Source organism: Paenibacillus sp. FSL R10-2778 (assembly GCF_038593035.1).
In the GTDB taxonomy this organism is placed as follows: domain Bacteria; phylum Bacillota; class Bacilli; order Paenibacillales; family Paenibacillaceae; genus Paenibacillus_AQ; species Paenibacillus_AQ odorifer.
Genome location: NZ_CP151956.1, coordinates 6,587,288 through 6,602,961, shown reverse-complemented (window position 1 = coordinate 6,602,961; position 15,674 = coordinate 6,587,288). Strand labels below are relative to the sequence as shown.

The following is a 15,674-nucleotide window of genomic DNA, read 5'->3' as shown; positions in this document are numbered from 1 at the left end:
CCTTGCAGGCTCATTTGACAGATAAGGGTGTATGGTGTGAATATTAAAAGCTTTCTAAGATTTGTGGAGCTGCCGACGAAGGTAGCCAGTATTATTCCGTTTCTAATGGGAACGTTGTATGCCCTGTACCGGTTTGAGGATTTTTACGTACTGCGTTTTGGATTGATGTTCGTGTCTTTGCTTAGCTTCGATATGGCGACGACGGCGATTAACAACTATTACGATTTCAAAAAAGCCTCCAAAACCCACGGCTACGGCTACGAAACGCATAATCCGATTGTTCATTTTAAGCTAAAAGAGCGCACCGTCGTGGCGACGATTGTTATTTTGCTGGCGCTGGCAGCAGGGGGCGGGATTGCGCTTGTCACTCAGACGGGTTTGCTGGTCTTTTTGCTGGGTGGACTGTCGTTCTTGATCGGTATACTTTATTCGTTCGGGCCGATTCCCATCTCGCGTATGCCGTTAGGTGAGCTGTTCTCGGGTTTGTTTATGGGCTTTGTTATTATTTTTATCTCTGCCTATATCCATACGGATGAGCATGTGGTTTCACTGCTGCTTCAGAACGGCTGGGTCAGCTTGAATATCAACATCGTGGAAGTGCTGTACCTTTTCTGGTTTTCCGTGCCCGCTATTCTGGGGATCGCAGGGATTATGCTCGCTAATAATATTTGTGATATTGATGAGGATGTGGAGAATCGCAGGTACACGCTTCCGGTGTACATTGGCCGCCGCAATGCGCTTGTGCTTTTTAAATATCTCTACTATGTCTCTTATCTGGATCTTGTAGTGCTGCTGATCTTAAGGATTAACCCTATTCTGGTTCTGTTGATTCTACTTACGCTGATCCCGCTTCGCCGAAATATTGCCTTGTTCACAGAGAAACAGGAGAAGGCGAGTACCTTTATTCTTGCCGTCAAAAACTTCGTATTGATGAACCTTGCGCGTATAGTTGTGCTGGGTGCGGCTGTGCTGTTAAATGCACTAATATAAACATTCATATTTTATATAAAAGCAGTGTCTATCGGGGTTGGAGCTCCTTTTGGCACTGTTTTTTGCAATTTGCAGGCTTCTTTCTGTTAGAGAAACGTTTCATTCTATGATAAGGTGGCTTTAAGTATAGTAAGTAATCTATAAGGAAGAAGGTTAGCAACGATGGTGCAAAAACTTCGCTGGGGAATCATGGGCTGTGCGCAGATTGCGACAGGTTCAGTGATGCCGGCTATAATGGATTCGGAGACGGGAATGATTACAGCGGTAGCCAGTCGCGGTTTAGAAAAAAGCAGCGCTGTAGCCGCAGAGTTCGGAATAGATAAAGCTTACGGCAGCTATGAGGAATTACTGGCGGATAAGGATATTGATGCGGTGTATATTCCACTGCCAAATCACCTCCATCGGGAATGGGTAATCCGTGCGGCGGAAGCTGGAAAACATATCTTATGTGAGAAACCGATCGCGATGAACAGTGAAGAAGCGGCTGAGATGGTAAAAGCTTGTAATGATGCTGGAGTCCATTTGGCAGAAGCTTATATGTATCGGCATCATCCTCGGATTGCGGAATTGCAAGAGATTATAGCTAGCGGTGAAATTGGCGAATTACGCTCCATTCGAGGCACTTTTACTTATAATGACGCTACAGATACCTCTAATATTCGCTTTAAATCCGCTTGGGGCGGCGGCTCGCTTTATGATATCGGCTGTTATCCGCTAAGTGCAGCACGACTGCTGTTCGGAGCTGAGCCGGAAGCCGTGACAGTACATGCTATGTTCTCTCCGGAGCATGACAACGTAGATATGATGGCTTCAGGACTGGTAGAGTTTCCGAAGGGGCTAAGCCTGATTTTTGATTGCGGGATGTGGGCATATAACCGCCAGCTGTTAGAGATTCTGGGGACCGATGGAATGGTTGAAGTGCCTATGCCTTTTAATGCTAGAGATGAGGATGCTGAATTTTTTGTGCATACGGGAGAAGGGGTAAGACGGGTTGATGCCACCGGGGCGAATCCCTATACACGGGAGGTCGATGATTTTGCCGCCGCAGTATTTACAGGAAAAAAATTCTTTGCACCTGAGGATGCAGTGCTGGGCATGCAATTGATCGAGACTTGTCTAGCTTCTGCTAAAAAGCGGGAAAGAATTAGTATGCTATAAGAAGATGAATCCAATAGGAATCTATGCAAAAAAAACCTCCGGGCGCTCTGCTTTACGCAGATTCCGGAGGTTTTTACAGTTTCAGCTTTTACACGGTGCTCAAGAGAATATCATCGTCATCATTGCTATTAAACGCTTCGCGGTCAAATTCACCTTCGGAATTAGCTACTAACAGAGCTGTTACAGCTGTTCCAGTTGCGTTTACAGCGGTACGGCCCATATCGATGAGCGCTTCAACACCTGCAACGATAGCGATTCCTTCAAGCGGCAGGCCGAGAGCAGTTAAGACTACTGTGGTGGAGATTACGGCTGGTCCAGGTACGCCAGCTACACCAATGGAAGAAATAATACTTACTAATACCAGTGTAATATAGTCGGTCCAGTTCAGATCAATACCGAATACTTGGGCGGTAAATACAGCCACAATAGCTGGCCAAATCCCACCGCACGCATTAAAGTTCACAGATGCCCCTAACGGTGCGATAAAGCTCGCGATCCGCGGGGAGACATGAAGCCGCTTCGTAATCACTTCTAGATTGACCGGTAGGGTTGCGTAGCTGCTTCTGGTTGTGAAGGCAACGGTAATGGTTGGATACACTTTGCGGAAGAAACGAATTGGATTCACCTTCGCTACTAATAGAACCAATCCGCCAAAGATAAGTACAAAATGTATAATCATTGCTACGTACGAGGTTATAATTACACTGCCTAGCTCCTGCAACGTCTCCCAGCCATAACGTGCGGTGATTCCGGCAATCAGTGCGAATACGCCATAAGGCGTCAGGCGAATAATGAATTTCACAACCTGATGCAGTATCAGTGTCAGGGATTCAATAAGATCACGTACAGGCTTGACGGCTTCCGGTTTCTTGGAGCCAATCTTGATTATAGCCACTGCTAGGAAGATCGCGAAAATGAGTAGAGGCACAACCTTACCCGTAGCTGCTTCATTAACAGGGTTAGATGGAACAAGATCGAGGATAACCTGGGAGAAGGTCGGGATTTCACGGGCTGCAAAATCTGCGGGTACATCTTGTTGTATACCTTGGCCGGGATTGAACAGCAGCGCAACGGATAGGCCGATAATAGAAGCGATGCCCGTTGTTCCGAGGAACCAGGCGAAGGTTTTGATCCCGATTTTGCGTAGATACTCCAGATTGGTTAAGGAAGAAATGCTGTTTAATACGAGTACGAATACTAAAGGAATGACGAGCATGCGGATCAAGCTGACATAAATGCTGCCGAATGTGCTAATAGCTTTGGTCTCTAAATCGAAGTACTGAAAGAATATACCGGCAATAAGTCCGATGCCAAGTCCGATGAGTACCCGGGTACCAAATCCAATTCGTTTACGTGCCAGTAGAAACAAAATTGCAAACACAAATATGGAGGCGACAAATCCATACCAGTTCGTTTCGATGGCGGATAATAAGTTGTTATCTATGTTCACTACCAATACCCCCTTAAACCTAGTTTTTTAATGTGATTAATCCTATTGAGATCAATCTATATAGAATTTATAGTAAAGTCAATGTAATTATATGTTAAAAATAATTAATTCCGATAAAAACCATGTGAAAAATAAAAATTGATTGACAAGGCACTATGGCATGAATAATATGGAACTTAATCACAAGCCAATTGGAATCGACTGGACAGCCGGAGATTCAACGAAAGACGCGTAAATTGCGTCCCGTTGAGTCTCTTTTTTTTTACTTTAGAGAAGGGAGAGTTACGGATTTAAGGTACAAGAATGTAGTGAAGGGGTTTCTTATTTTATTTGAAAAGGATGGTACACATATGAAAAAGCTTTCGATCTCTTTGGTTGCCGCCGCTATCGTCTTCTCCGCATTGACGTATGCCGCGGTATCCGCTAACAAAAAAACAGCAGAGGCAGCACCCATTCAAGAGAGTAGTAATACAGCAGTAACCGCAGCAGCTTTACCAGCAGCTACTTCTGCGGCAGCAGTTGTTGTTCAGGCAGAAGCTACTGCGGCTGCTGGAGCCGAAGCTGTCCAGCCGGAAGCTTCGGCTCCAGCAGCTGAGACAGTCACGGCAGAAGCTACTGCGGCCCCAGCCGCAGCTTTTGATTCTGCGGCGAAGGTTGTGGCTTCAGCAGCTCCAGAAGCGGGTGCAGTTCAGCCTAAAGCAGCTGCATCCCCGGCTGCGGACACCGCTAAGACGGCAACAGCTGCAACAACGGTATCTGCATCTGTTAAACCGCAAACCAGCGCGGCAACGCCTGTGCCAACTGCTGCACCTACGACTGCTCCAAAAGCAAACGTAACCGCTAAAGCCGTTCAGCCGACCGCCGCTCCTGTTTTATCTGAACAGCCTAAGGAAACCGCCGCTCCCGTATCAAAAGCAACGGAGACACCTTCCAAAAAAGCTATAACCTTCTCTACCACAGAGGTAGTTAAAGCGACCCCGGCTCCGGTAGTTGAGTCTTCTCAACCGAAAACATCGTCTTCTGCACCTGCATCCACGGTCAGCGCACCAGCTCCTGCTCCAGCGGAAACGGTTCAGGCACCCGCACCGGCACCAGCCGCTGAGGAAGAGGTTTGTCCTTGATGAGCAGCAGGCTCATTCAGGATTCCTTTCAGCCCATTCTTCCCATAAACCTATTTAAGGCGAGGTGCACATAATGATACGACCATTAACCTTCAAAAAAATTGTAACGCTGCTGCTGGCAGCCTCCCTGCTAATCCTGCCTACTCAGGCAGGAAGAGCTTATGCTAATCCGGATACCGCAGAGGCGATAACCTCTTCACAAGGCGGCGTTAACCAGTTTGACTATTTCAGTCATGTCTATGACCGTCTAAATGATGCTAACCATGTATTTAAAACAGCGACGTATGAAGATATCGTTCATCTTTTTGAGAGTGAAGGCACATACGCTGTTCTGGTTGGCGGTGCTTGGAGCGAGAATACACAGGCTGATATCGGCTTTATCAACGAGGCAGCTAAGGAATATGGCATCTCTACGATTTATAACTTTGATACTAAGCTGGACGGGGACACCCTTCAGATTGCAGACAGCAATAATAAATTTGCCTATAAATATGTTGATCTGGTCAACAAGTATTTGAAGAATTTAAATCTGTCTTCCAAAGATGATCCAGAACGCAATGTCAGCTATACCAATACAAACGGGGAAGTTGTGACTGCTAACAAGCTCGAGTCTCCATTCTTATTGGTATACAACAAGGATCACAAGGATGCACAGGGAAATAGTGCTCCTGTCGTATCCTACCTGGATAAGAGCTATTCGTGGAATGAGTTCCTGACGAACGGAACACTTGATGCGGCGAAGGTTAATGCGTATAAAACATCAGTAAGTGAGGTGCTGGGTGCCGCTACCCAATATGACACTATCGACGAGTCGGCTTATATCAAGGCGGCATTTAATAAGAACTATGAAGGGGAAAATGAGGGCAAACCTACGATCTTCAACGAAGCGGATGGCACGCTTGTTTATGAACATGTGACCTATCATCAGCTGAAGCAAATTTTAGCGAGTGAGGGAAACTATGCGATTTTGTTAGGCGGCTCGTGGTGCCCTAACACGCAAGCGGTGATTAAATATATCAACGAATATGCCAAAAAACATAATATCCATAAGATCTACTTCTTCGACACTAAGCTGGATGCTGGTGTGACCGTTGCTGAGCCTAATAACAACAGCGGCACTAAGGGCAGTGCGAATCCGCATAATAATAATGAGCTTCAGATTAGAACCACCAATCATCCGTATGCGCAGCTTTATGTTGATCTGGTTCGTACTTATCTGACCAATATCAAGACCGAAAACAATACAGCTGCTAAACCAACTGTAATTAGTTATGTAGACGGACTTGGAAACACTGTGAGCGGAGACAGACTTCAGGTTCCATATCTGTTCACTTATAACAAGGACAACAGGGATGCAGGAGGCAAAAACACACCGATTCTAGGGCATGTTGAACTTATGTACAGCTGGACGAATATCCAACCGGATTACGTGCAGGCTAATTACCCAATCGGAGCGAGATACAATAACACTACAACAGCACTGGATAAAATATTCTCCAGGCTCGAAGCTGTGCCGGCAGGACTTACGGGTGTAGCACCAACAACGGCCGACAATAAGGATGGGCAAATTGTAGGCACCAGTGCAGCATTGGAATTTAAGCTTGCTGGAGACGAGGCTTACACCCCAGTTTCGGGATCAGCTATCACAGGGCTTGCACCTGGTGTATATAAGGTAAGATATGCCGCAACATCGGGCTATCAAGGGCCAACCTCCGCAGCTGGACCCACAATCATTCCTTATAATGCTGGCGAAGACGTAAGTGTGGAAGTTCCTGCTTACACGCATCAACAAGCAGCCCCGACAGGACTGGTAGGTGTAGCGCCTACTTCTGAAGCTAATGATGATGGGCAAATTACGGGTTCTGCTGAAGGACAGGAGTATAAAGGCGTTGGAGAAGTTGATTATAAGCCTGTAACAGGTGTAGCCATCACTGGTCTTACTCCGGGCTTCTATAATGTGCGATATGCGGCAAAAGAGGGATACAGCGTTGGTAAAGACGCTACAGTTGAGGTCCCGGCATATGGTGAGCAAGCGGCACCTACAGGATTAGTAGGTGTAGCACCAACCAGTGCAGCTAATGATGACGGTAAAATTATAGGAACTACGAAAGCGCTGGAATATAAGCTGTCTACGGTTACCGATTATGTCTACGCATCAGATGTAGAGATTGTTGGACTGGTGCCGGGTATCTATCAGGTAAGATACGCAGCTAAAGAGGGATTTAACGCGGGTAGAGCAGCAGATGTAATCGTTCCAGCATTCACTGCGGAACAAGCAGCTCCAACTGGGTTACAGGGAGTTGCTCCTACCTCGGCAGCGAACAACGATGGAAGAATTACGGGAACCACGACAGCCTTAGAATATAAGCTGTCTAGTGTAACTAATTATGTGTATGCACCAGATAAAGAAATTACAGGATTAATACCGGGCACGTATCAAGTGAGATACGCAGCCAAAGAAGGTTATAAGGCAAGTCCAGCGACTGACATTGTGGTTCCGGCCTATGTGCCTATTTCAGATCCTGGAACAGGTGGATCGGGTGGCAATTCTACACCGAGCACGACTACACCAACACCATCAGCAAGCCCGCAACTGGTTGCTGTGGCAACAGCAGGGAATACCGTGAACCTATCAGCAACAGCAGTAACTAAAACGGATAAAACCACAGGAGTTACTACTGCAACGATCACAAAAGAAACGGCTGCTGAATTTGTGAGTCTCGCTAAGAAGGCAGAAGCTGATGGGAAGAAGGCTGTTCTTGAAATTAAAGTTGCAGCTACTTCGGATTCTCAAACAGCTGATCTTACTCTTCCAAGAAGCATAATTAATGAGTTAGCCGCCGGAACGAAGGTGGAGATTACCATTGATTATGAGAATGTGGGTACGATTACGTTCGATGCCAAATCATTGGCGAGCATTAGTGCAGCTTCAGATGCCGGAGACATCATTGTTAGAATCGCGAAGGTGTCATTAACGGCAGAAGGCAAGGCGGTTCTCGGAGACAGACCGGTTTATGACTTGTCGGTTATAGCGGGTGAAAGTACGATTTCCACCTTCGGTGGGGGGAGTGTTCGTATCAGCGTACCGTATGTGCTGCAAGCAGGAGAACGGTCAGATGCGGTTATTGTGTATCACATTAACAGCACTGGAAGCTTGGACAATGTACGTGGAAATTACAATGCCGCCAAGGGAACTGTAGATTTCGTAACCACACATTTCTCCCAATATATTATTGGATATAATCAGGTGAGCTTTGCAGATGTTCCAGAGGCATCATGGTATAGCCATGCAGTAGGTTTCTTGGCAGCACGCAGTATCACATCTGGTACGGATGCCGAACATTACAGTCCGAATGCTGCAATCACTAGAGGGCAGTTCATCGTCTTGTTGCTCAAGGCTTATGACATCACACCGGATGCCATTGCTGCTGATAATTTTGCAGATGCAGGCAATACGTACTATACGAATTATCTTGCTACAGCTAAGCGTCTTGGGGTAGCAACGGGTTCTGGAGATAATCAATTCCAGCCAGATATTCAGATCACTAGGCAGGAGCTATTTACACTCTTGTACCGCTCGCTTGTAGCGCTAGGTGAACTGCCATCTGAGAAGACGGCGGCCACGCTTTCTGGCTTTAGCGATGCTGGACAGATCGCTGGTTATGCACAAGAAGCCCTTCAAGCGCTGGTAGAGAGAGGCATAGTGACCGGAGCGAACGGTAAACTCAATCCGAAGGAAGTCACTACAAGAGCAGAAGCAGCACAGGTTATTTACAATTTGCTATCCAAATAATCAGCCACTAAGACATAGCGGACGTCACATAAGTAGCGTCAACTATGAATGCGGCGAATTGGTTTGACTAAGGCAGCAGAGCAGCGATTCCTCCTTTATTGGAGTATCGCTGCTCTGCTTTTTTGTTTGTTAGCTGGCTGGTTGCACTTGCCCTGTCCGCTTGCCCTCTTGCCCGCTTGATTCAGCAGCTCATTCATTATCGGCGCGGCTTTCGGACCCGGATGACGTTATTTTCCGCTTTCCAGCCTTTGGGGCATAGTTTCGGACTCCAGCGACGCTATCACTTAGAAAAAGATGCGTTTAGGGTGGTTTTCATGCTGATAGCGACTATGGGGTCCTTTAGCACTCCAAATGTGGTAAAAAGCCGCGTATAAGGTCAGCTGTGTCCGATAGCGTGCTCGCTCTCTTACTTATAAATGCTACTCGACCAAACGTACGCTGATCTTAGTCTGGTTTGCTCAAATAAAGGGGGTGCCAACAGCCATTTCGTGGCATCGGTGGTGCGGCCTTTCGCTATAAATCTCTAGTGGGTGGCCTAATGGCCACTCTTTTTTTAACTAGACATAAGATTAGCAGACTAAATCATGGAAGAGGATTCTACTAAATGATACAATTATTGTAATTACATAAAGTAGTAATATTTCACATTATTGATTAGTTACTAGAAAGGGGACTGAGATATGGGTTTAGCTGACGATCCGGTCATAGCGATTTCAGGTTTATGGATGAACTATACAGACCGAATGGTGCTAAAGGGAATTGATCTTAAGGTATATAGAGGACAAATTATTGGTTATATCGGCCCTAACGGGGCAGGCAAGAGTACAACGGTGAAGATTATGCTCGGTCTGGTAGAAGGATATAACGGTAAAGTGGAGATTTTCGGTAAGGATATTGCCGATGGAGATGTTTCTTACAAGAAACGTATAGGTTATGTGCCGGAGGTAGCCGAATTATATGATAGCCTCACTGCAAGAGAGTATCTAACCTTTGTTGGCGAGCTGTATGGGTTAGGTCGTGCGGAGGCGGACTACAAGGCCAAAAAATTAACTACACTGTTAGGTTTGGAGAAGTCTTACGATATGCGGATTTCTTCGTTCTCAAAAGGGATGAAGCAAAAGGTGCTGCTTATCTCCAGCATGCTGCATGACCCTGATATTTTATTCCTGGATGAACCGCTGAGTGGTTTGGATGCTAATAGCGTGATGATAGTGAAGGAGATTTTTGCATCGCTGGCAGCAAGGGGGAAGACCATTTTTTACTCCTCACATATCATGGATGTGGTTGAGAAAATCAGCAGCCGGATCATTTTGATTGATGGCGGGGATATTGTGGCGGACGGAAGTTTTGCAGAGCTGAAGGAGAAAGGCCGCGAAGGGACGCTTGAAGATATTTTCAATCAATTAACCGGATTTGATAAATACCGTGATATCGCTGGTGAATTTGTTGCGGTCATGCAGGAGCAAGAGGTATCCTCTTATGACTGATTTCTTCGTGCTGAGGCTGTTGGATAAGCTGCGGGGTGCCTTTATAAGATTTGGAGTCGATTACGACACCATGCGGAGTATTTTACAGATCAAACTGACCATGGACGGAAGAAGAACGCCTACAGCGCTTGCAGGTATGCAGAAAAAGGAGAACGCTAAAGAAGGTTCACCCTTGCGATTACAGTGGATTTATTTACTATTTGGTTTAATATTAATTCCGCTAACGCTATCCAACGATCACTATATGCTGCAAATGAGCTTAACCTTTGGGATCATTATGTTTTTTGTCTCCACAACCCTGATCTCTGACTTTTCTTCAGTAATGCTTGATTTACGTGATAAAAATATTCTTTTTTCCAAACCCGTCAACCGTACCACCTTAAATATGGCCAAAACCATCCACGTTCTCCTCTACTTAGGGACAGTTACATTGTCGATCACTGGTCCATCTTTGGTATTTAGCCTATTTAAGCAGGGGATCGCTTTTTTTCTGATGTATGCGGTGACAATTGTCTTGTTAGACTGTTTTATCCTCGTAATAACTGCACTGCTCTACCTGATGATCATGCGGTTTTTTGATGGGGAGAAGCTCAAGGATATTATAAATTATACGCAAATCCTTCTGACGATCGGAATAATGGTGGGCTATCAATTCATCTCCCGGTTGTTCAACCTCACTGAGCTTGGCGCTGCTTATCATCCTGCTTGGTGGCAGTACTTTATTTTTCCGGTTTGGTTCGCGGCTCCATTTGAACTGTTGCTTGGTGGAGCGAGAGAACCCTATTACTTCATTCTTTCAATGCTGGCTTTGATAACCCCACTTGTACTGATCGCAGCCTATATTAAGCTGATGCCACAGTTTGAGCGGAATTTGCAAAAGCTGGCGGAGCAAGGCTCCGGTGGAAAAGACAAGGGCCAGATCGCAGAGTGGCTCTCCCGCAGAGTATGTAAGGAACCGGCAGAGGGGATTTTCTTTCGGTTTACTTGGTCCATGATGAAGAATGAGCGCGATTTTAAGCTGAAGGTCTATCCTGCACTTGGCTTTTCTATCGCATTCCCGTTTATTTTTATATTTGGTATATTGCAGAATAGTTATGATGGTTCCCTTAAAGGTTCAAAAGTGTACTTGTTAATCTATTTCTGCACGATGTTAATGCAGACTGTAATACAGATGCTACGATACTCTACAAGTTATAAAGGAGCTTGGATTTATAGGCTGATTCCTTTACCCGATAGCACGCCTATTTACCGTGGGATGCTTAAGGCGGCATTGCTACGGCTAGTCTTGCCTTTATTTGCTGTAGATGCGGTATTGTTCATTCTGTTGTTCGGTGTGCACATTGTACCTGATTTAGTAGTGGTATTATTCGCCATGCTGATTTTCTCAGTCATCTGCTTTCGTGTTTATCCCCGGAGCTTACCTTTTTCAGAGCGTTATGAGGCAGCCAAACAAAAGGATTATACTGGAGTCGCCTTCATGCTTATGTTTTTGCTGATGGGGATGGCGGGTATTCATTATGTCTTCACTTTATTTACCGGAGGAATTTACATCTATCTGTTAGTTCTGGTAGTTTTGAATCAATGGTTATGGCGAAAGACCTTCCCCAAAACCCCATCAACCACAGGTCACATATCCAACTTTTCGGGGTGAGTGAATGCGTCAAATATGGACATTTTTTGCCGACATAAAAAAAGGGTATAAATTCCAGTATTTTCTTAGACAATCGGCTGAATACAAGGTAGAATACATCTAAAGTTGCTTTTCAGGGATAACCTATAATCTTTACGCACTCTTCCATTTATCTGATATTCGTGTACTGATTTTTTACTTGAGAAATACGCTGCAGCGATTACGGTATTCAAAACCGGTGAAGAGGTTAACTAATGGATAAAATGGGAATCCACTATAACGTTTGGATTGTTTTACTATCATTTGCGCTAGCGGCGACTGCAGCTTATTCCGCGCTGAATCTGATCTCGCAAGTCCCTCGTTCGTTTGGGAAAGTTCGTCGCTTATGGTTAATATCGGGGGCATGTGTACTCGGCAGTGGCATATGGTCGATACATTATGTAGGGATTATGGCGAGCCGTTTTCCTTTTAGCGTGAATTATTATCCAGGCAGGGCTGTATTATCGTTATTGGTTGGTGTGTTGTGCTGCTATTCGGCATTCCGGATTACGTTTGTGCCACGTTTAAGAAAAAGTTGTTTAATAGTTAGTGGTGTTCTTCTAGGCAGCGGAATTTCGGCTATGCATTATATCGGAATGTCCTCCATGAAGATCGCAGCGGAGATTCATTATGAGATATGGACTCAGACATGTGCTGTAATCCTCGTTATGCTCTCGTCTTTTATCGGATTATTTCTATTTCACAAGTTTAAAGACTATGTGGGTTTTAACCGCTGGAAGTTATACTCTGCTCTCTTTATCGGATTTTCGGTGACTGGATTGCATTATACGAGTGTAAGGGCGACTCATTTTGAATATAACGGTCTACTAGGCAATACAACTTTTTTTATGGAGACTGATGTTATTCTTTTAATGGGAGTGTCCTTGGTAACGCTATTTATGCTTGCGATTTCTGGTGGTGCTGTATTTCTGGACCGGCATGTGCTGGAACGGATGGCTTATTATGATCCACTAACTGATCTTCCGAACAGGCATGGCCTGGTACGTTATTTTAAAGATGAATTTTTCGGGAGTAGATCTGGCGCCGTATTTTTTGTGGATCTGGATCGGTTTAAGTCGATTAATGATACGCTTGGACATGATATAGGCGACTTGTTACTGCGAGAGGTCGCTATAAGATTAAGACGCTCTGTAGGAAGTAAGGGCAAGGTCTTTCGTTTGGGCGGAGATGAATTCCTGATCGCTCTTCCAGATTGTACTGTGGAGGACGCGCAAGAGGAAGCAGAGCACATTTTATATGAGCTTAAGAAATATTACAGTATTCAAGGTAATGAGCTATATGTTACTGCAAGCGTGGGGATCAGTATGACCCCTATGCATGGAACTGACCGCTCAGCGTTAATGAAGGCAGCCGATACAGCTCTTTATACCTCTAAGGATTCGGGTAAGAATAAATTTAGTGTGTTCGATCAGGAGATGAACCGCCATCAGCTGCGACGGATGTCGCTGGAGAAGGATCTTCGTAAAGCGCTGGCACGCTCCGAGTTTATGGTTGTGTACCAGCCAAAATGGGATTCGTATATGAACGTTACCGTGGGTCTTGAAGCACTGCTGCGTTGGCGGCACCCTGAACATGGGATAATCTCCCCGGCTGAATTCATTCCCATTGCAGAGGAAACGGGACTGATTGTCCCGATTACCTATTGGATGCTGCATGATGTATGCAGCCAGAACATGCTTTGGCATAAGGAAGAGATAGCAAATGTCGCAGTCTCTATTAATATGTCAGCACGGATGTTTGAGGGCGGGGGCTTATACGATGTTGTAGAAGAAGCACTCACACGTTCAGGTCTAGAGCCGCATTTCCTTGAACTGGAGATTACAGAGTCCATTGCGATGAATAACATGGAAGAGACGGTTGCGCAGCTCTCCAGACTTCGGGCACTTGGGGTAAGGGTATCACTGGATGACTTTGGGACAGGCTTTTCATCCCTTGGTAATTTAGACGAGATTCCAGTGAACACACTCAAGATTGATCAAGTGTTTATTCGTAAGAGCAAGATGCATTCCAAGAAAGCCATTATCAGTAATATCATTGCGATTGCCACCAATCTTAATATGGAGGTCGTGGCGGAAGGTGTGGAGACACCAGAGCAGATTGAGCTGCTGCAATCCTTAGGCTGCAGAGTGATGCAGGGTTATTATTATGGGCGGCCAATGCCGGTGCATGAGCTGGGCCAGTGGTTTATAGCGAATACAGCAGTATCGTAGCAGATGATCTCAATACATAGAATAAGGGGCTAGCGTCTAAGCAGAATATCTCTGCTTGAATGCTAGCCCCTTTGCTATTAAGAAACCTTAAATCGTTCAATCAGAATTTGCAGCTTCTCAGCTAGTGAGGACAGGAAAGCTGCTGCAGACTCAACTTCCTCCATTGCGGCAAGCTGTTCTTCTGAGGAAGCGGATAATGTCTCTGCACTGCTGGCCGTCTGATTAGCAACATTTACGATATTCTGAAGGGTTGTAACGAGACGGTCGGAGATCAGTGAAAGCTGGCGAACCGTTCCTGAGATCTGCTGGCTTTGTGAGGCCATTCCCGAGACAGACATTTCAATTTCCGAGAAGGACTGGCCTGCCGTGGCAATCATTTCTCTGCCGTGCTCCATCTCTTCTGTAGAGCGTTTCATAGTTTCTCCAGCCTGATCCATCTGGTTTACGATGATGTTGACCAGTTGGCCAATTTGCGCAGCGGAATGGGCTGAGCGCTCAGCCAGCTTACGTACGGAATGAGCAACGACCGCGAACCCTCTTCCCTCTTCTCCAGCTCTTGCGGCTTCAATCGCTGCATTCAGGGACAGGAGATTGGTTTCTTCTGCGATGCTGGCAATAGTACCCACGATATTTTCAATTTCTTTGGAATAACCACCCAAGGTTTCAATAATGAGTGCTAGGTCGGTAATACTGTCACTTACGACTCTCATCTGCTGTGTGGTGGAATCCATTGCCTCACGGCCTGTACGTGCTTTATTAGCGTTGCTGACCGCATTATTCATTGCGTTATCTGCATTGCCTGCAATCTCTGTGATGAAACGAGACAGGTCTTGTACAGACTTATATTCACCCTCCATATTCTGCAGCTGTGAATTCGCGGTATCGGCAAGTTCAATCGTAACATTGACGCTATATTCACCGGCCCGGTTGGTTTCCTGCGCACTGGCGGAGAGCTCTTCGGAAGAGGAGGCTACCTGCATGGAGGTCTCATTGACCTCGGTAATAAGTAAGCGCAGGCTTTGGGTCATGTCATTGAAATCACGGGCTAATGTACCAATCTCATCCTTGCTGTTGAATAAAATAGGATTATGAGTAAGGTCGCCCTGTGCAACAAGGTTGACCCCTTTGGACAGCTTCGTTAACGGACTAATCATTCGGCGGATTAACAGATAAGCTGCCACAATAGCTATAACCAGAATGGAAGCACCGATAATAAAAGGCTGAACAATGATATCTTGAGTTCGTTCTTGAATTATGGAGCCATCGAAATTAATAGCCATCAGCGCAACTATAGGTTTAGATGGATCGTGATCCTGATAGATGGGGCCGTAACCTGTCTTAAGTGAGGTACCTTTGTATGTATAAACCTTGGAGTAGGAGGAATGCTTATGCTCAGTAATCATTTGCTTATCTTCATCTGAAAAATAAAAAGTATCGCCTGCTTTATAACCTCTAGCCTGGAAGCTTGAATCTGCGGCAAGTACTTTTCCGTCTAAGGATAAGATGAATGCCTCTTTAAAAATAGCCTTATGTGCTACAATCCAACCGATTCGATCCTCTACAGCCTCCAGTTTACTTTGATCGCCTGCCAACAATGCGGAAATGTCTGCGGGGTCAATCAGGCCGGTTGTAATATTAGCGCATCCTACCAATTCGATACCTGCGGCTTCGTCTACTTGCTTATAAGCTGTACGGTATCCGAAAAACCCGATGGATGATCCTACAAGAAGTAAGACGACGAACATCATCCAAGTTAATTTAGTTGCTAATTTCAT

The 15,674-nt window shown here is 45.5% G+C and carries 9 protein-coding genes; 7 read left to right on the top strand and 2 right to left on the bottom strand.

Annotated elements, in window-relative coordinates; genetic code table 11:
* Positions 1 to 36 precede the first annotated feature (36 nt).
* Both menA and NST40_RS29540 read left to right on the top strand, forming a co-directional pair.
* Complete coding sequence (gene menA / locus NST40_RS29545) at positions 37 to 990, top strand: 1,4-dihydroxy-2-naphthoate polyprenyltransferase (RefSeq protein WP_341004086.1); 954 nt, start codon at positions 37 to 39, stop codon at positions 988 to 990.
* Positions 991 to 1,152: 162 nt separating this feature from the next.
* Positions 1,153 to 2,148: a Gfo/Idh/MocA family oxidoreductase gene (locus tag NST40_RS29540; RefSeq protein ID WP_076219135.1), complete on the top strand. Its 996-nt coding sequence runs from the start codon at positions 1,153 to 1,155 to the stop codon at positions 2,146 to 2,148.
* 88 nt (positions 2,149 to 2,236) lie between these two features.
* Here the strand turns inward: NST40_RS29540 and NST40_RS29535 are convergent, their stop codons facing one another.
* Positions 2,237 to 3,592 carry a dicarboxylate/amino acid:cation symporter gene (locus NST40_RS29535; protein WP_036682429.1) on the bottom strand — a complete coding sequence of 452 codons (1,356 nt, stop codon included), beginning with the start codon at positions 3,590 to 3,592 and terminating at the stop codon, positions 2,237 to 2,239.
* A 356-nt stretch (positions 3,593 to 3,948) separates the two neighbouring features.
* On the opposite strand from NST40_RS29535, the gene NST40_RS29530 reads away from it, so the two are divergent.
* The 5 genes from NST40_RS29530 (at position 3,949) to NST40_RS29510 (ending at position 13,899) form a co-directional block, all read left to right on the top strand.
* Positions 3,949 to 4,719: a hypothetical protein gene (locus tag NST40_RS29530; protein WP_076276248.1), complete on the top strand. Its 771-nt coding sequence runs from the start codon at positions 3,949 to 3,951 to the stop codon at positions 4,717 to 4,719.
* A 73-nt stretch (positions 4,720 to 4,792) separates the two neighbouring features.
* Entirely contained in the window at positions 4,793 to 8,512 is a 3,720-nt protein-coding gene (locus NST40_RS29525) for an S-layer homology domain-containing protein (RefSeq protein ID WP_076276247.1), read from the top strand.
* Positions 8,513 to 9,192: 680 nt separating this feature from the next.
* Complete coding sequence (locus NST40_RS29520; RefSeq protein WP_036682032.1) at positions 9,193 to 9,999, top strand: ABC transporter ATP-binding protein; 807 nt, start codon at positions 9,193 to 9,195, stop codon at positions 9,997 to 9,999.
* Positions 9,992 to 11,650, top strand: a complete 1,659-nt coding sequence (locus NST40_RS29515) for a hypothetical protein (protein WP_076124007.1) — start codon at positions 9,992 to 9,994, stop codon at positions 11,648 to 11,650. The genes NST40_RS29520 and NST40_RS29515 overlap by 8 nt, the downstream gene beginning before the upstream one ends.
* A gap of 233 nt (positions 11,651 to 11,883) precedes the next feature.
* Positions 11,884 to 13,899 carry an EAL domain-containing protein gene (locus NST40_RS29510; RefSeq protein WP_038573706.1) on the top strand — a complete coding sequence of 672 codons (2,016 nt, stop codon included), beginning with the start codon at positions 11,884 to 11,886 and terminating at the stop codon, positions 13,897 to 13,899.
* 77 nt (positions 13,900 to 13,976) lie between these two features.
* Here the strand turns inward: NST40_RS29510 and NST40_RS29505 are convergent, their stop codons facing one another.
* Positions 13,977 to 15,674 (bottom strand): methyl-accepting chemotaxis protein, encoded by a 1,698-nt coding sequence (locus NST40_RS29505; protein WP_076276246.1) that lies wholly within the window; start codon positions 15,672 to 15,674, stop codon positions 13,977 to 13,979.

Bases quoted from the DNA above. Each gene is read 5' to 3' on its own strand.
- NST40_RS29530 (WP_076276248.1), top strand. From the start codon at position 3,949: ATGAAAAAGCTTTCGATCTCTTTGGTTGCCGCCGCTATCGTCTTCTCC.
- NST40_RS29505 (WP_076276246.1), bottom strand. From the start codon at position 15,674: ATGAAATTAGCAACTAAATTAACTTGGATGATGTTCGTCGTCTTACTT.
- NST40_RS29510 (WP_038573706.1), top strand. From the start codon at position 11,884: ATGGATAAAATGGGAATCCACTATAACGTTTGGATTGTTTTACTATCA.
- NST40_RS29520 (WP_036682032.1), top strand. From the start codon at position 9,193: ATGGGTTTAGCTGACGATCCGGTCATAGCGATTTCAGGTTTATGGATG.
- NST40_RS29525 (WP_076276247.1), top strand. From the start codon at position 4,793: ATGATACGACCATTAACCTTCAAAAAAATTGTAACGCTGCTGCTGGCA.
- NST40_RS29515 (WP_076124007.1), top strand. From the start codon at position 9,992: ATGACTGATTTCTTCGTGCTGAGGCTGTTGGATAAGCTGCGGGGTGCC.
- NST40_RS29540 (WP_076219135.1), top strand. From the start codon at position 1,153: ATGGTGCAAAAACTTCGCTGGGGAATCATGGGCTGTGCGCAGATTGCG.